15 protein-coding genes are annotated in these 17,893 nt (G+C 38.3%); 9 read left to right on the top strand and 6 right to left on the bottom strand.

The annotated features are described in order from the left end of the window. The first annotated feature begins 74 nt into the window (after positions 1–74). The 6 genes from EV142_RS08870 to EV142_RS08845 all read left to right on the top strand — a co-directional run bounded on the left by EV142_RS08870 (position 75) and on the right by EV142_RS08845 (position 5,742). Positions 75–500: a (R)-mandelonitrile lyase gene (locus tag EV142_RS08870; protein ID WP_132034630.1), complete on the top strand. Its 426-nt coding sequence runs from the start codon at positions 75–77 to the stop codon at positions 498–500. A gap of 241 nt (positions 501–741) precedes the next feature. Next, entirely contained in the window at positions 742–1,785 is a 1,044-nt protein-coding gene (locus EV142_RS08865; protein WP_132034628.1) for a lipid A deacylase LpxR family protein, read from the top strand. Positions 1,786–1,936: 151 nt separating this feature from the next. Beyond that, positions 1,937–3,157, top strand: a complete 1,221-nt coding sequence (locus EV142_RS08860) for a DUF763 domain-containing protein (protein ID WP_132034626.1) — start codon at positions 1,937–1,939, stop codon at positions 3,155–3,157. A 179-nt stretch (positions 3,158–3,336) separates the two neighbouring features. Further along, entirely contained in the window at positions 3,337–4,620 is a 1,284-nt protein-coding gene (locus EV142_RS08855; RefSeq protein WP_132034624.1) for a PQQ-dependent sugar dehydrogenase, read from the top strand. A 160-nt stretch (positions 4,621–4,780) separates the two neighbouring features. Next, on the top strand, positions 4,781–5,272 hold the full coding sequence (locus EV142_RS08850; RefSeq protein WP_132034622.1) for a GNAT family N-acetyltransferase: 492 nt from the start codon (positions 4,781–4,783) through the stop codon (positions 5,270–5,272). Then, positions 5,269–5,742, top strand: a complete 474-nt coding sequence (locus EV142_RS08845) for a MarR family winged helix-turn-helix transcriptional regulator (protein ID WP_132034620.1) — start codon at positions 5,269–5,271, stop codon at positions 5,740–5,742. The genes EV142_RS08850 and EV142_RS08845 overlap by 4 nt, the downstream gene beginning before the upstream one ends. 4 nt (positions 5,743–5,746) lie before the next feature. Here EV142_RS08845 and EV142_RS08840 read toward each other — a convergent pair whose 3' ends face one another. After that, entirely contained in the window at positions 5,747–6,103 is a 357-nt protein-coding gene (locus tag EV142_RS08840; RefSeq protein ID WP_202978494.1) for a winged helix-turn-helix transcriptional regulator, read from the bottom strand. 110 nt (positions 6,104–6,213) lie between these two features. Here EV142_RS08840 and EV142_RS08835 point away from each other — a divergent pair, with 110 nt between their 5' ends. Continuing rightward, positions 6,214–6,846 (top strand): nitroreductase family protein, encoded by a 633-nt coding sequence (locus tag EV142_RS08835; RefSeq protein WP_132034618.1) that lies wholly within the window; start codon positions 6,214–6,216, stop codon positions 6,844–6,846. A gap of 393 nt (positions 6,847–7,239) precedes the next feature. Here the strand turns inward: EV142_RS08835 and EV142_RS08830 are convergent, their stop codons facing one another. Continuing rightward, positions 7,240–7,629 carry a helix-turn-helix domain-containing protein gene (locus EV142_RS08830; protein ID WP_132034616.1) on the bottom strand — a complete coding sequence of 130 codons (390 nt, stop codon included), beginning with the start codon at positions 7,627–7,629 and terminating at the stop codon, positions 7,240–7,242. A 472-nt stretch (positions 7,630–8,101) separates the two neighbouring features. Between EV142_RS08830 and EV142_RS24365 the strand changes: the two genes are divergently transcribed. Together EV142_RS24365 and EV142_RS24360 are read left to right on the top strand one after the other, a co-directional pair. After that, complete coding sequence (locus EV142_RS24365) at positions 8,102–8,551, top strand: alpha/beta fold hydrolase (protein ID WP_238698681.1); 450 nt, start codon at positions 8,102–8,104, stop codon at positions 8,549–8,551. Beyond that, positions 8,508–8,942: an alpha/beta fold hydrolase gene (locus tag EV142_RS24360; protein WP_238698680.1), complete on the top strand. Its 435-nt coding sequence runs from the start codon at positions 8,508–8,510 to the stop codon at positions 8,940–8,942. The genes EV142_RS24365 and EV142_RS24360 overlap by 44 nt, the downstream gene beginning before the upstream one ends. A gap of 33 nt (positions 8,943–8,975) precedes the next feature. Here EV142_RS24360 and EV142_RS08820 read toward each other — a convergent pair whose 3' ends face one another. From EV142_RS08820 to EV142_RS08805, 4 genes are all read right to left on the bottom strand, one after another. Beyond that, the gene (locus EV142_RS08820) at positions 8,976–10,028 is read right to left on the bottom strand and encodes a sialidase family protein (protein WP_132034614.1); all 1,053 of its coding nucleotides are present in this window, start codon (positions 10,026–10,028) and stop codon (positions 8,976–8,978) included. Positions 10,029–10,271: 243 nt separating this feature from the next. After that, positions 10,272–11,858, bottom strand: a complete 1,587-nt coding sequence (locus EV142_RS08815) for a SusD/RagB family nutrient-binding outer membrane lipoprotein (protein WP_132034612.1) — start codon at positions 11,856–11,858, stop codon at positions 10,272–10,274. A 17-nt stretch (positions 11,859–11,875) separates the two neighbouring features. Continuing rightward, the gene (locus tag EV142_RS08810; protein WP_132034610.1) at positions 11,876–14,971 is read right to left on the bottom strand and encodes a SusC/RagA family TonB-linked outer membrane protein; all 3,096 of its coding nucleotides are present in this window, start codon (positions 14,969–14,971) and stop codon (positions 11,876–11,878) included. 251 nt (positions 14,972–15,222) lie between these two features. Further along, entirely contained in the window at positions 15,223–17,883 is a 2,661-nt protein-coding gene (locus EV142_RS08805; RefSeq protein WP_132034608.1) for a glycoside hydrolase family 3 N-terminal domain-containing protein, read from the bottom strand. Positions 17,884–17,893: the final 10 nt, after the last annotated feature.

Below are 17,893 nucleotides of genomic sequence, written 5' to 3'. Positions count from 1 at the left end.
AATCCTTAACTTTATACCTGAGCACCATATTAATGATTATGATATGGGCTTGTACAACTAAAAATTCAGAAAAAATGACAACAGAAAATAATGATGCCCTTTTTCCAAAAGGCAACAAACTACCCAATGACTGGTTTAGCGGAGAAGCTTTTTTAAACCCTTTGATCGCAAGAGACAAAAACAACGAATTTTCGGCAGGCAGCGTTAGTTTTGATGCCAAAGCAAGAACCAACTGGCATACACACCCAAAAGGTCAGGTATTAATTGTAACTGAAGGTCACGGTTATTATCAGGAAAAAAATAACGCTGCCCAAATCATTAAAAAAGGTGATGTAATTAATATTCCTGAAAATGTAGAGCATTGGCATGGAGCTTCGGAAAACACCAATATGACACATATCGCAATTACAAATTACAAAGACGATTTGCAGGTAACCTGGCTTCAGCCTGTAACAGATGAAGAATACAAAACTGCCATACAATCCACCGAAAATAATTAATGTTAAAAGCTTTATTCCAATTAGCATCAGTACTTTCTTAAAATAAAAACAGCTACCAAATTTGCTATTTCAAATATAGACTTCAAAAAAAAACCTGTAAATCTATTGTTTACAGGTTTTTAACTTTTAACTTTAAGCTGATTTTAAAAAACTGTACTTATTTTCTTTTTATTTCATTATAAAGAAAAAAAAATATCCAACGGAAACAGATACACTATTTAAGATATTAAAGCCTGATACTATGAACAGTACTTCCTTACTTCGCCCTTTAGTATTGATAACAATGCTGCTTTTTCTGTCTGATTTAAAGGCACAGGGAAAAGGTTTTCAGGTGCTCTTTACTACTGAAAATGATTTTTTAGCCATTAATAATAAGGATGAAAATTATACCGGAAGTGCCAAAATAGAAGTGCAGTTTCCTGAACTCGTTAAAGGGTTTCCCTTTTTTAAATACAAAAAGCCGGAAGAATCCCTCACTATTCAGCGGATTGGGATTGGAGGAACAGCGTACACACCCCAAAATTTAGCCGCTTCAGAACCTATTACCGATGACAGGCCCTATGCCTCCCTCATGTTTCTTAATTTCGGAAATACTTCCTTTAATCTGGTAACGGGAGCTGTACTGCAAAGTGAAATTGTAATTGGCGCCGTAGGCACTTCCCTGCCCGGCAATGCGCAGTCTTACATTCATAAACATCATTGGTTTGGTTCCACACGGGATGTCCCAATGGGCTGGGACAATCAAATTGGATATAAAGGATCTTTTATTTTTAATTATAATGCCCGAATAGAGTATCCTGTTTTTTCGGGATTTAATGCTGATGCAAAATGCAGCTGGCTGCAACTGCGTTTGCGTGCCGGAGCAGAATTGGGAAACTACACTGCCAATTTAAAAGGCGGAGTAAAAATAAATCTCCTCAATTTAAATAGCGGCATCATGCAGGACTATTCTCCGAGTGTTCCCGGTACTTTTCTAAAAAAAGCAAATACCATTTTTCCTGCGATCCGAATGAATGTTTTTATCACGCCCGAAATAAGAGCCGTTGCCTATAACACCACTTTAGAAGGATTACTGTTCAGCGATCACAGCGTTTATAAAATTCCCCACAGTGATATCTCACGCGTTGTATTTGACGTTAGTGCCGGAATAAATGTACTGATCAAAGATCGGTTTTATTTAAAATATGCCTTATACGGAAGAAGCAGTGAATATCAGGGAGGTAAAGATTTTCACTATTGGGGAGGGATTTCACTAGGATATTCTCCAGCCCGATGGAATCGATAGGGAAATTTTCCTGCCATAAACAGATTTCGCACCTTTAATTTCCATTTAACAAAACCTTCCAGTCACATCATTTTCTTTATAAAACCGGATTAGCATTTAACATCTTCTGCTGCTATTTTTTCGTAATTTTACAGTTATCCAAATCTCTCCAATGAAACGTTCCGGTACGGCAGATCTTCCTTTACATTACGGTCATGTTCCTTTATGGCTGGCTGACCGAATGTCAAAACTTGGCTTTGCGATTGTTGAGACGATTGCTATGGAATTTTCAACCTCTGAAGTAATCAGTAAGCTCAGTAATCCGTTTTGGTTTCAGAGTTTTGGTGCTGTTATGGGAATGGACTGGCATTCTTCGGGAATTACAACTTCTGTTTTGGGAGCTTTAAAAAAATCGGTCAATCCACATTCCAAAGAACTCGGAATTTATATCTGCGGCGGAAAAGGAAAACATTCTATGCTTACGCCTCAGGAACTTTTGTTTGTTGGCGAAAGAACAGGACTTGACGGTAATGAGCTGGCCAATTGCAGCAGACTAACGGCCAAAGTAGACAACACGGCCATTCAGGATGGTTTTCAATTGTACCAGCACAATTTTATTGTGGACAACAAAGGACAATGGGCGGTGATCCAGCAGGGAATGAATCCGAATTCTAAAACTGCCAGAAGATATCATTGGCATTCCAGGGATTTAAAATCCTTTATAAATGAACCCCATACTTTCATATATGGAGAAAATCAGGGCTCGATCCTTAATCTTACGGCCGGAACCGCGGAGAAATCCAGAGCCGGTATTTTAGAATTATCGAAAGAATCCCCGACCAAAATCATGAAGGAAATGCAATATCTTTCGATGCCGTCACACCATGATGTCAGAATAGAAGACGTCAACATGAAACGTCTCGGCGCCATGTTATGGGCTACTCACGAAAATAAACCGGAAGATTTTGAGGAACTTTTACTTTTAAAAGGAATGGGGCCAAGAGCCTTACAATCATTAGCACTGGTAAGCGAGATTATTTACGGAACGCCAACCCGTTTTGAGGATCCCGCGCGTTTTTCTTTTGCGCACGGCGGAAAAGACGGACATCCCTTTCCTGTTCCGTTAAAAATTTATGACGAAACAATCTGTACTTTAGAAAAAGCCATCCAACGTGCCAAAATTGGCAACAGTGATAAAGTTGATGCGATTCGAAAATTATCTGAAATTTCCCGAAAGGCCGAAGAAGGTTTTACCCCAAACAATAATTTTGATGCTCTCCTTCAAAAAGAAAGAGATGAGTCACATCAATATGGCGGAAGAACCATTTTTGGGGACGCCAAACCTCCTAAAGTTAAGCCGATAAATCCTGGCAATCAGTTAGAATTATTTTAGTTCTTATAAAATTAGAAAACACCAAAAAGTCTAATCAACTCATAAACAGCGCTATATTTTTAATTTTAACACACTTCCTGCTCTAAACATGGGAATTATGTAATTCGTAAAACAATAAAATTATCTTAAAGAGGGTTATATTTATATTGAGTTAATTTTAACATTAAAAAATTTACATTATGAAAAACCCATTTCTAAAAAAGCAGAATGTTCTTGTTTATCTTTCTGTTTTATTCTTAGCCTTTACACAGTTATCCTGTAATAATAATGATGATAACAATAATGATGATAACAATGGTGATGATGACGATGATGATGTACCCGTAGGAACACTTCCTCCGGTAGAAACTAAACCTGCAAACTCAACTTATGTTCCGGCATTTAAAGGGCAAACCAGAATTGCAGGCATAAAAACCGAAACTGCTTATACAAGTAAAGTTTTTGCCGAAGGCCTGGCCAATCCGTGGGGAATGGACAATTTGCCTGACGGAAGAATTATAGTAACTCAAAAAGCGGGTACAATGAGAATTGTTACTCAGGCCGGAACTGTTGGTGCAACAATCACCGGAATTCCGGCAGTAAACAGCAGCGGACAAGGCGGTTTATTAGATGTTGCCATTGATCCTGACTTTGCTACGAACCGAATGGTGTACTGGAGTTTTTCATTTAACGGAACTGCAGGTACTGCAACAGCCGTAGCAAAAGGAAAACTTTCAGCAGACGAGACAAAAATCGAAAATGCCGTTGTAATCTATAAAGCAATTCCCGAATTTAACAGCACGCTGCATTACGGTTCACGCCTTGCCTGGGACAAACAGGGAAATCTTTTTGTGAGTACCGGTGAACGTTCTGATATTGCATCAAGACCGCTGGCCCAGAAATTAGATGCTGCTCTTGGTAAAATTGTACGTATTACCAAAAATGGTGAACCTGCTGCGGGAAATCCTTTTATCGGACAAACGGGAGTTTTGCCTGAAATTTATTCGTACGGACACAGAAATCCCCAAGGTCTTGCCGTACATCCTGTAACCGGAGAACTTTGGGAAGCAGAACATGGCCCACTTGGAGGTGATGAAATCAATAGAATTACAATTGGAAAAAATTACGGCTGGCCAACCATTACATACGGTCTTGAATATAGCGGTGCAAAAATCGGAGATGGTATTACAACCAAAAGCGGTATGGAACAACCGGTTTATTATTGGGATCCTGTAGTTTCGCCAAGCGGAATTACTTTTTACTCAGGAAATTTAATTCCGGAGTGGAAAAATAATTTATTTGCTGCTGCATTAAGTGGTCAGCATGTCGTACGACTTGTACTTAAAGACAATGTTGTAGTTGCCGAAGAAAGATTACTTACTTCTGCCAACAGCCGTTTTAGAGATGTCTTAGAAGGAAAAGACGGCGCTTTGTATGCTGTTACAGATGGCGCAAATGCTAAAATCTACAGAATTGCAAAATAATCAGAATAATTAATCAGAGATGAAGAATGAAATTTTTCATCTCTGATAATAATTATAACCCATCAACTGAAAAGTCTTTTTTATACACTTTTCAGTTTTTTTATTTGGATATATGTATTCAACTACGTAGTTTTGTACCTATACTTAATATCCTGTAAAAATGCACATCGAGCCAATACAAAATGAATACCAAAACCAAATCGTTGATTTGATTTTAAACATTCAGCAGAAAGAATTCAATGTTCCTATCACATTAGAAGATCAGCCGGATTTGTTAAACATTAAAGATTTTTATTACCAGTCAGGAGGTTTTTTTCTCGGTGCTTTTATTGATGGAAAACTGGTTGGAACTATCGCTTTGGTAAAATTTAATGCAGAAGCCGGAGCGATCAGAAAGATGTTCGTGCAAAAGGAATACAGGGGAAAAGAATATAATATAGCGCAGCAGCTTTTAGAAAAATTGATACAATACAGCAAAGAAAAGGGACTCAGCAACTTATATTTGGGAACTGTTTCGATCTTACAGGCCGCGTTGCGTTTTTACGAAAGGAATCATTTTATCACCATCGAAAAGGAGGCACTTCCACATGATTTTCCTCTCATGAGACCTGATAATGTATTCTGTCAGTTACAATTAAATCCGGCAAAATGAATATAATAGATGAAATAGGTATTCTTGCCCTATCAACCCGTTTACAAAGACTTAGTGAGCAATTGCGCAAAGATGGCGCGTTGATTTATAAATCTTTCGATATTGATTTTGAACCCAAATGGTTTCCGGTAATTTATACTTTACACGTAAAAGAAATGTTGAGCGTGGTCGAAATCGCCGTTGAAATTGGTTACAGCCATCCTTCGACCATAAGTTTGCTTAAAGAATTGGAAAAGCAGAAAATCGTCAGCTCGAAAAAAGATAAACTGGATGAGCGGAAAAGATTAATTGTGCTGACTCCAAAAGGCAAAGAACTGATCCTAAAAATGCAGCCTGTCTGGAGCGTCATGAACGATGCCTTAAACGAAATCGCCGATAACCAAAACAATCTGCTGAAAGCCATCGAAGAAGCCGAACTAAAATTAGCGAAACAAGGCTTTTTTCAGCGAGTTTCGGACCTGAAAAGGTAACATATTATACTTTGCCGGTTATTTTTTTTCTATGGTTGTGTCCCCATTTTGCCAATGATTCTATAACTTCTTTTAAGGTATGACCGTATTCCGTCAATTCGTATTCGACCGTTATAGGCTGTGTATTTAAAACGGTTCGCGTTACCAATTGATTTTCCTCCAGATTTTTCAGCTCCCTGCTCAGCATTTTACCTGAAATACCTTCTACTTCCCTTAAAAGGTCGGTAAATCTTAGCCGATTAAAACACAAGGAAGCAATAATCGAAATCTTCCATCTTCCGTTTAGGATATCCATGGCATCGTGCACTGCCATTATGTTTTTGTTGCATTTTTGCTGGTCGTGTTCAGGTTCTTTTATCATAGTATGTTAGTTAGTTACCTCGATGTCACAGTTACTTTTGGTAAGCAGATGACAAAAATAAACTTAAAGTCTTTACTTTTGACAAGAATTTAAATTTAATACAAAAAAATATGGCCTTAATAGAAGCACTTGAATGGCGTTATGCCACCAAAAAAATGAACGGACAAGTTGTTCCGCAGGAGAAACTGGATTATATTCTTGAAGCAGCACGATTAGCTCCTTCTTCATCCGGTTTACAGCCTTATCAGATTTTTGTAATTTCTAACAAAGAATTGCAGGAAAAAATAAGAGCAGTCGGTTTTGACCAGAGTCAGATTACGGATGCATCACATGTATTGGTTTTTGCATCCTGGGATGGGTATTCTTTAGAAAAAATTTCAGCTGTATTCGACAGAACAATAGCAGAAAGAGGATTACCTGCAGAAGCAATGGACGATTATAAAAAAATGCTTTGGGGAATGTACGAACCTCTTGGTCAGGAATGCCATGCTATTCATGCAGCAAAACAGGCTTACATTTCGTTTGGTCTTGCAATTGCAGCAGCAGCTGAACAAAAAGTAGACGCAACGCCTATGGAAGGATTTGTTCCTGCTGAAGTAGATAAATTATTAGGTTTGAACGAACTTGGTCTTAAAAGTGCCATCATCCTTACGCTTGGCTACAGAGATGAAGCAAACGACTGGCTGGTGAACATGAAAAAAGTAAGAACGCCACAAAATGAGTTCATAACAGAGATCAAATAAGAAATTAATTGCTGCTTACTAAAAAAGCTTTTGATTTCTTTGAGGTTCTATCATGAACTGATCACGTTCTGACATGCTCAATTGGCGTCAGCTTACTGTAATTTGACGTCCGGAACCCCATTCATAACGTCTTAAACGTCATTAATGGCGTCTCTGGTTTAAAATTATAGGTTCTGAACCTAATTGGTAGGGTTTAGAACCCCAATCATGCCTGACAGAACGTATAATTATACAGTGCAGAGGCCGTAATTGGTATTCGAAAGAGGTTGAACGGAGTTACAGACGTGAAACTTTAGGGCACGTGACACCAAATATCTATTTTAGAACCTCTTGTTAATTAAAACAAAAAGAGACTTTTTTTAAGTCTCTTTTTGTTTTAGCTGTTTTTATAAGTTACTTATCTTTTAATATCTTTTCTAAATATTCTATTTTTTCTTTTTCAGCCTGAACCAAACGCTCATAAAGCTCAACCATTTTATCAAGTGGATTGAAATTACAGCTATATGCATTTCCATTAACAACATTGCTGTCATGATACGTATTTCCAATAATATTTAAAACGGCTTCTTCGGAGAAATTTTTAATGGCTTCTGCTGTTACACCAAGTGCTTTAGCAACTTCTATCAGTTTGTCTTCATCAATTGTTTCGCTGCTTTCAATAATTGAAACGGCTTGCTGGTTGGTGCCTAAAGCTTGTGCCAGTGCTTCCTGCTTCATATCACGAAGTTCACGAATACGGCTGATTTTTCGGCCTATATGATTTGGTCTTGTTGCTGTGCTCATATCTCAAAGGTATTTAAATTTCTTTTAAAAAAAAGATTACGGTAAAAAACAAGTCCTGATCAGTAGTACACATTTTTATCTTACTGAAGGATTCACAAACAAAAGTACAATTTTTCGGATAAAGTATCCACTACAACCGAAATCCGGGTAAAGCAGCAACTTAACAAAATCAAAACACTGAATTACAATTACTTAACATTTATCTGCTAAATATTTTACTATATTTAAACAATTTTGATTTTTATTCACAATACATGAAATATCAATAAAGAATAGCGAAATATCATTATTCAAAAAGTAGTAAAAGCTGAAATAGCCCCATTTCACACGTTCTTCTATCTGGTCTGATCTTTGCCTGATTTGATTATCGGTAAACAAACCGGAAAAACTGAGCTGTACTGATTTTAGTTTTTTTGCCGAAAATCATGTTTAAAAATCCACTTCCTATTTTTCCAATCTTTACAATATAATTATGAAAAAATTTTATGAAACAGAAACCCTTTTTGCCGATACGGGCGATCGAAAGATTGCTTATCGCTCTTATGGCAAGGGAAAAACGATCATTTTTGTAAACCGTTTCAGAGGAACTCTTGATACCTGGGATCCCTTATTTATCACCATGATGGCTAAAAGATTCAATGTAATTACTTTTGATTACTCCGGTATTGGTTCTTCCGGCGGAACTATGGCACCTGACATTGCAATTGTAGCCAAAGACATTAAAGATCTGGCCGACTGTCTGAAACTGGGCACTTTTATCGTTTTAGGATGGTCTTACGGCGGATTGGTGGCTCAGGCTGCTACCTTATTATATCCGAATCTGGTCACTCATGCTATTTTACTGGGAACAAATCCTCCGGGCAAAAATGAAGTGCCGTTTGAGCAGGCTTTTCTGGGATGCCGCGCTAAAACCCATCAATGATTTTGAGGATGAAGTGGTTTTGTTTTTCGAGCCGAAATCAGAAAGAAGCCGTGCTGCTGCAAAAGCGTCCCATGAACGGATTCATAAAAAACTAGATGTCAAAAAAATTCCTTCGACTATGGATGTTTTTCAGGTTTATTTTGCGGGTGGAGATGGTTTCCGCGAAGATATTCTAAACTTCAGGGAACAGCTTAAAAAAACCAAAACGCCGGTGCTGGTTATTTCGGGAGATCATGACATTAGTTTTGCGGTTGAAAACTGGTATCCTGTCATCAATCATATGGTCAATGCACAACTGATTGTCTATTCTGAAACGGGTCACGGACCTCAGCATCAATATCCGGAACTGACTACCAAATATATTATCAATTTTGTAAAATATATGCATTAAAAAAAGAGGAAGTTTTTAGCTTCCTCTTTTTTTTCAAATTATGTCAAATGTGACATGTTTAATGTATTTTCTGTTGTAGGTATACAAAACATGAATTTTTCCATCTGAAGTCCGTATAATGGCCGGATAACTGAATTCTCCTTCTTTTTGGTTTTCGAGATCAAAAAGCTTTTTCCATGAAATTCCGTTTGCAGAATACTCCACATCCAGAATATTGCGTCCGTTGAACCAGTCTTTTCCCTGTGGCAATGGATTATTGACCAGTAAAAAAGATTTTTTGGATAACGTTAAAGCGTCAATTCCGGAATTCGAATTTACAACATTCAGACTATCGGTTTCTGCCCAGTTTCTGCCATTGTCTTTCGACCAGCTTGTAATTATTTTATTGTGTTTGCTTCTGGATAACATCTGAATCGTGTTATTGGCGTGCACTAAAAACGTGGGTTGAATTACATCAAATTGCTTTTGGTCTGCTACCCCTATTTTCTCCCAGATGTCGGTTGCTTCTGTATAGGTTTCTACATGCACTCTCCATTGATTGTTTTCGGTACTTTCCGTACTGCTGCCACATAAAATAATGCCGGGAACAACCTCAACGGGTTTATTTTTTATTGGTCCCAAAATTCCTTCCGGCAGATATTTCGGTGCGCTCCAGGTAGCTCCATTATCTTTTGACGTGATCATAGCGCCAAACCATTCTCTCGGATTTTTTCCGACTTTATAAAACAAATACAGGTTTTCGCTTTTGCTTTTAAATAATACCGGATTCCAGCATGGTAATGTATCGCCCTTTATGATGGCAGGTTGAACAAGATTTTGGGGCACTGACCATTTTTTGTCTTTATAAACCGAAAAGTAAATACCTACGTCTTTTGCGCCTTCGTATTTGCCACCAAACCACGCCGCCATAATCTGATTGGGCTTAATCTCGACAAGAGTTGCCGCATGGCTGTTATTGGTAACAGGTTCGTCGGCAATATAACTTTGCGTAATATTTACAGCCTGCATCTTTTTCTTCGGTAAAGAAGTACAGGAGATACAAAGCACAACCCATAAAATTACTATATGTTTTAATTTTAAAATCATTTTTCAATTATATTTTCATTTTCAAATTCCAAATTTCGAAACTCCAAATTCCAAGTTTCAAATTCCAAGTTTCAAGTTTTCACTCACATCTCCCACTGTCCCATTGTCCCATTCTCTCATTATCTCATTATCTCATTATCTCATTCTCTCATTGTAACATTTATAAATAGCAAAAGGAGAGTTACCTCTCCTTTTTGCCTTGTTAAGTAACGATTCCCTTAAACTAAACTTTACTTAAACTACTTATTTTGTATCCCACCAAAGTTTGGTTCCTCCGGAATCAGGACCTTTAAGTTTTGAAATTGCATCTGTAACGGCATCTCTGTTTGATGAATATTCATTGGTTACAAAGATGACACGTTTCATCAGGCTTTTACCTACTCCCGTTTCCACATTATCTGTATTCAGTATCGGGTAAATCACTTTAGCATCACTTCTGCGTAAATCGGCCCATGCTTCCCAGGATTCAGGGAATATTGCCAAATATTTCTGCACTGCAATTTGGGTACGCTGGTTGGCGACAGAAGCATCCCATGCCACAGGAAGTGTAACAGGAACGGTCTGTAATCCTAAAGTTGGATAAGCCGTTGCAACATTCGGTACGCTCGGTTTAGAAGTTCCTGAGATATAGCTGTTAATTGCAGCAGCATCTGTTATACCCCATTGTCTCAATGATAATGCAATACCCTGCTCGTACAGGCTTTGTGCAGTACCACTCATGTTCCATCCGTTTAAGACTCCTTCTGCTCTGCTTAAAAAGTTTTCAGAAGCCATAAAGATTTCAATATTTTTAGTTTCACTAAGTGTTCCGTTAGCACCACTTCCTAATACATCATTGTTGAACATAGAGAATTTAGTAGTTCCAAACTGCCCTTGTAAACCTCCGACTGGTCTTCCCTGATACACACCTGTATCAATTGGTGCGAACCATTTTGCCAGTCTTGGATCACCATATCCTACCAGAAGACTTTCCATAGAGGCAGTCATATAATATCCCCATGCATTTACAATCATGTTCATGTTGTTTGGCGTAATATTACTCACTTTAAAAGTGGCGCTTTGCTCATTCGTTTCGATAACACCTGCCGCTACTGCAGCTTCTGCCTGAGTTTTTGCTTTTGCAGGATCAATATCTGAAATTCTTAAGGCCAAACGCAATCTAAGACTGTTTCCAAATCTTTTCCAGTTCTGTACATTTCCTGAATATACCCTGTCGTTAGGCTGAAGTGTACCCACTGTTGTTGCCGAAGTAGCACTAAGTGTAGCATTTGCTTCGTCTAACAGTTTAAAAAAGTCTGCATAAATAAATTCTACACTATCATAAGGTACTTTTTCCTTGTTATTCCCTGCTTCTGTGTAAGGAATCGGACCATAAGCATCTGTCATTTGATTGTACATGAATACTTTCCAGATTTTTAGTACTGCAAGAGCGTCAGCATTTCCTGCAGATGCTTTGATCGCATTGTTTAATGCCGGTACAGCAACAGTGTAGAATCGTAACCATCCGCGTCCTTCATAACCATTTACAAATGCATTTCTTTCGGTACCGTATCCACAACTTAAATATTGTGTAAAAGTAGAGGGCAAAATACCTGTTGCAATACCCCAGGTTCCCTGATCATCTACTCCCGGAGAAGAGTAAGAACCATTGTGAATTCCTGCATACAGGGCAGAGGCAAATGCCGGACCTGCAAGAGTCGGATCTAACTGATCCTCCGTTAAAGTATTTTTATTGGTATTGATCTCGTCAAAATCCTGTGTACAGCTTGAAAAAACAGCGAGCATCGACAGGACCACTCCTATTGTTTTAATTTTATAATTATTTTTCATGTTATCTCTTTTTTAAATTAAAATCCAAACTTTACATTCACACCATATTCTCTCGTTGAAGGAATATTGAAAGACTCGATACCTTGCAGGTTTCCTGTACCTGCTCCTGCTTCCGGATCAAAGTATTTTGCTCCGTTCAGGAAGAAGAATAAATTTCTTCCTACTATAGAGAAATCTATATTGGCAAAACCACTATTCAGTAACATGCGTTTTGGCAATGAATAACCAAAAACAAGTTCTCTTAATCGGATGTTTGTCGCATCATAAATAAAAGGTTCTGCTACCGGTGTTCTTTGTCCAATGGCTGTCCAGTATTGTTCAGCTGTAATACTTGTCGTGTTTGGAGAGTAGGTTCCGTTTCCGTTAGAAACCACACCGGCTACCACAATACCGCCTTCTCTTCCGGCTAAAGTTACATCACTTACTCCTAAACCGGCTTCTCTTGCCTGTGAATAGGAGATCACTTCTCCGCCAATTCTGAAATCAACAAGGAAACTTAATGAAAAATCCTTGTATTTGAAATTATTTTTAAAACCAGCGGTCCAGTCCGGGTTGAAATTACCGGCACGAACACTAAAATCATCTGTTGCCAACGGAATACCTGCAGCGTTTACAATAACCTGACCGTCAGGTGCTCTTTGAAAACCTTTAATGTATAAATCTCCGTATTCTCCTCCTTTGATTACTTTACTTCTCACTAACCTTCCTTCTCCAATAACCAATTCTTCCCTGTTATCGTAGATAGAAGTAATTTTTGATTTATAAGACGCGTAATTCGCCATAATATCCCAGGAGAAATTTTCGGTCTGGATTGGTGTTGCGGTAAGCGTAAGCTCGACCCCTTTGTTTTCGATATCACCACCGTTTAACACTGCTCTTGATTTTGAAGAAGATTCAGGTGTATTGATGTAGAAAATCTGATCTGATGTTTTGGTTTGGAAATACGTAAAATCTAAGCCCAAACGGTTTTTAAAAAATCTTACATCTGCACCAAACTCTGTAGAACTTGACATTTCAGGTCTTAGGTTAGGATTTGCAGCTGTAGTCTGAGAATACAACATACCACCGTTACCACCAATATAAGACAATTGTGAACTTGTCTGATAAGGATCTGTATCATTACCCACTTTTGCGTAAGAACCTCTTATTTTAGTAAAGCTGATCACTTCCGGCAAAGTTACCATATCTGATATTACAGCAGAAAGACCTACCGAAGGATAAAAGAAAGATCTGTTTTGTGACGGTAATGCAGAAGACCAGTCATTTCTTGCTGTTAAATCTAAGAACAGGTAATTTCTGAATCCGATTTGAGAAAACCCGTAAACGGAATTAACTTGTTTCTCTGACATGGCAGAAAGAGACTGAACCGTGGCTACATTGATTAAAGAAAAATAGTTTCTTTTACTTAAAACCCCGCCTGAATTTAAGGAAGAACTGGATTGTTTCAGCATGTTGGCACCGGCATTAAGACCAATTGTAAAATCACCAAATGTTTCTTTATACGAAAGTAATGCATCTGTATTAAACTCACTTACAGTCTCATATGACTCACTATAAGAACCTAAGTTATTATTGAATGCTCTGGTTGCGTATCTGTTTCTGACTGCTTTATTCGTCATTTGATCTAAACCAGTTCTTACCTGTAAACTGATCGTATTGGTAATATCATACTTAAGAGAAGCAAGACCTATAAATCTGTTTCTTTTATCTTTACGGGAATCATCGCGTAATGCTGACCAATATGGATTTCCACCAGGAGAACCTGCCTCGTCTATAAAATAATTTTGCTGCAATTGTCCTGCACCGTCCGTATATTCAAAATCCTTGTATTCATTAAACTTAATACTACGAGGCAATAAATAAGCAGAGGTACCAATAGACTCCTCACCTGTTCTTAATAAATTATTAATATTCTGAACGATGTAGTTTGTTTTGACATCTAAAGAAAGTTTATCCGATAATTTACTGGTCAATCTTAAGTTAAGGTTATGTCTGTCTAAAGCATTACCGCCAACAATACCTTCTGCACGAGTATTTGTATAAGAGAAATATCCTTGTGCTTTTTCGTTTCCGGTTGTAATAGATAATGTATTGGCCAGGTTATATCCTGTTTTATAAAAATCAATAACGTTATTGGGCTGCGGTGTATAACTTGTAGTCGCAGGCCCTGCATAATTAGGATTACGGGCCAACTGCCATGCCGAAACCTGACTTCCGTCTAACTTTCCTCCCCAGCTTGATACAGAGATCGGATTATAAACGCCTCCGTCTCCCTGACCGTATTCATTTTGGAAATTAGTAAGATTATAAGCAGAAGAAGCCATAAAATTAGAAGACAATGAAACTGCAGTTTTACCGGCTTTACCAGATTTAGTCGTAATAATGATAACACCATTACTTGCTCTGTTTCCGTAAAGAGCTGCCGCAGATGGTCCTTTAAGAACGGTCATAGAAGCAATATCTTCCGGGTTAATGTTTGAAATACCATCAGGCTGCGTTGTTCCTCCTGTATCAATATCAGGGTTTCCGGTTGTAGTTCCGTTACTGATTGGTACACCATCTACTACATACAACGGCTGGTTGTTACCGTTAAGCGATCTGTTTCCTCTAAGTGTAATTCTTGATGAACTTCCTACTCCGTTTGAAGTGGTAGAGAAGTTAAGACCTGCAACCTTACCGGAAAGTGAGTTGGCAACGTTTAGTGATCTTGCTTCTGAAAGCTCATCTACCGCAATATTTTGCGCAGAATAGGTAATCGATTTTTTCTCTCTTTTAATACCAAGAGCCGTTACTACTACTTCGCCTAACTGGTTCGTGTCTGCGCCTAACGTAACATTGAGGGTCGTTTGTGTTCCAACCGGAATTTCTTTTGTAGCTGAGCCTACATAAGAAAATACTAATACTGCTGATTGATTTGGAACATTGATACTATACTTCCCATCAAAATCTGTTGACACACTAGCTTTTGTTCCTTTTACCACAACATTCGCTCCCGGGATTGGAATTCCGCTGGAAGCATCGGTGATAGTCCCTTTTACTGTTGTTTGTGCCTGAAGATTTTGAAATCCAAACAAGCAAATTACAAACAGTAATTTTAGTACATCTTTAATCATATAGTTGTTTTTTGAGTTAATAACATGTTAAATTTAATGATAGGATTTGTTAACTAAATCATTATTTCGACAAATGACAATTTTGAAAAGGTGTACGTTACACATTTATAAAAAACCTCATTTTTTCATAGTTAAAATCCTTACTTTTTCAACCATAACATGTTATTAATCCAAACGATTTATCAAATTATTAAACGTATTCATTATAAAAAGCTTAAAAACCTGAATATCTTATTTTTTCAACTACAGTATTAATCGATGACTTTGAAGCTTTGTTTTTGTAAATCTGTCGAATTTCCGCCTACCATAACTTCAAAATCACCAGGTTCAACCACATTCTTCATTTCTTTATTCCAAAGACTTAGTTCGTCGGCAGTTAAAACAAATTCTACCTGTTTTGTTTCTCCTTTTTTAAGGAATATTCTTTTGAAACCTTTTAATGTTTTCTTTGGCGTAGTGACACTGCTGTATACATCATCAATATATAATTGTACGACTTCATCTCCATCATAATTTCCGGTATTTTTAACATCTACTTTTACTTTAAGTTCACCGTTACTTTTAATATTGGTATTGCTTAAGGTAAGATTTGAATATTCGAAAGTGGTATAACTTAACCCATATCCGAAAGTGTAAAGCGGATTTTCGCTTTCGCTCACGTATCTGTGAATGGCTGATGGTTTTTGGTTATAATAGATAGGAAGCTGTCCGACAGACTTAGGAAATGTAATCGGCAGTCTTCCGCCGGGATTGTAATTTCCAAACAAAACATCGGCTACGGCTTTTCCTCCTGCCTCACCGGGAAACCAGCCTTCTACAATGGCGGGAATATTTTCGCTGATCCAGTTTACAGAAAGCGGACGACCGTTTAGTAATACACAAACGACCGGAGTTCCTGTTTTTTGAATCGCTTCTATCAGTTCCTGCTGCATTCCGTGTAAATCCAAAGAAGCTACATCTCTGTTTTCTTCTACCAATTCATTTGATTCTCCTAAAACCACAATAGCAACATCTGCTTTTTTAGCAGCGTCTATGGCAGGTTGTAAATTCACTCTTTCTAAATTCCAACGCAGGTGAGCTCTGGCACCCCAGCCTCCTTCCCACATTTCTATGCGGACTTTGTATTTTTTACCGGCTTCGATATTTTTGGGAGTCGTTACCATATTCGTGGCTCCTTTGGTCCAGTTGTCAATCACTAACTGATCGTCGATCCACATTCTGATTCCGTCATCAGAACTTAGCCCCAGCCAGCCATCAAATGCTTTTTCTGATTTTATGAAGCCGGTCCAGCGAATCGAAAAATCATCATCGGCAACGCCGTCTCCCGGAGACCAAGGCCAGTCAAACTCCAACTGACTGTCGATACGGGTTAAAGCCGGGCTTCCTTCTAAATTTCTATTATTGAAATATTCTCCTTTTAATCCGTTTTGCGATTCATCCGGCGTCAGCAAATACGCTTTCGGAATGACCTGTCCCATTACGATCAGCGGTACGCCTTCTTCATAAAGTACCTTTGTTTTGGCACCCACGACCTGTTTAACTCCTTCTAAAACCGTAGTTCCGATTTTGTTTTTTACGGCATATCCGCCTAATCTTGAAGCGTTGGCATTTGGCCCTATAACGGCAACTGTTTTTATGTCTTTATTTAAAGGAAGTGTATTGTTTTCATTTTTCAATAAAACCATCGATTTAAGTCCTGCCTCTAAAGCAACAGCCTGATTTTCTTTGGTGTGAAAACGATCTTTAATTAAGTTGGTGGCCGTGTATGGATTTTCAAATAGTCCCAATAAAAATTTCAGACGTAAAACACCTCCCGCAGCACGGTCGATATCGTCCATGGATAGTTTTTTTTCATTAACTAACTCAATAACTGTTTTTTGCCAGAATTCATTGGTAAAATCGTAGAATTGCATATCCACACCAGCCTGAATGGCTACCCTGATACTTTCTTTTGGAGAATCGGTCACATTATGCGTCGTCTGAAGGTATTTGATCGCCCCTAAATCGGAAACTACAATTCCCTTGAAACCCCATTCTTTTCGAAGCACATCTGTCAATAACCAGTGGTTTGCCGCACAGGGAATTCCGTCTAATTCCGAATAGGCACACATGGTTCCTAAAGCACCGCCTTTGGTAAATGCTTTTTGAAATGACGGAAGATGATCTTCACGAGCCGAACGTTCTCCCACTAAAATAGGCGAAGAATTTCCTCCCGCCTGTGGAATCCCGTGTACGGCAAAGTGTTTCGGTTCTGCAATTATGGATCGATCCGATTTTAAGTCGTCGCCCTGCATTCCTTTTATAAAAGCCAGACCAATTTCGCTGTTTAGATAGGCATCTTCACCAAAGGTTTCGGCCACTCTTCCCCAGCGCGGTTCGCGTCCTAAATCTAAATTTGGACCTAAACCAAAATGTACCCCGTGGGCTCTGGCTTCCGTAGCAATAACCTGTCCTACTTTGCCTATAAGATTCGTATCCCAGGTTGCCCCAAGACCAATATTCATTGGGAAAGCAGTACTTCCGTCATCTAAATAACCATGCAGCATCTCGCACATAATAAGTGCCGGAATTCCCCATTTGTTCTTTTTAATCACCTCAGTCTGCAGGTCATTGATCATTTTTGCCGAACGCGGATAAATATCATGGATAGCGCCAATTCCTAAATTTCCAATTTTGAGATCTGATTTTGATTTGGAAAAATCTTCTTTTTCCTTAAAATATTCGCCTTTGTACATGTCCATCTGGCGCACTTTTTCCTCCAGGCTCATTCTGCCTAATAGATCTTTTACGCGGTCTTCAACAGGCGTTTTTGCATCCTGATACGGTAATTTTTTCTGTGCATAACTTTCGCTGTAAAAACTAAAAGCCATTACGAAAATAATGGCTGTTTTTGTCATTCTTAATCTTAACATAGTAGTGTTG

The sequence above is a fragment of the Flavobacterium circumlabens genome (genome assembly GCF_004345565.1).
Lineage (GTDB): Bacteria > Bacteroidota > Bacteroidia > Flavobacteriales > Flavobacteriaceae > Flavobacterium > Flavobacterium circumlabens.
This window is presented reverse-complemented; position numbering and strand designations above follow the sequence as displayed.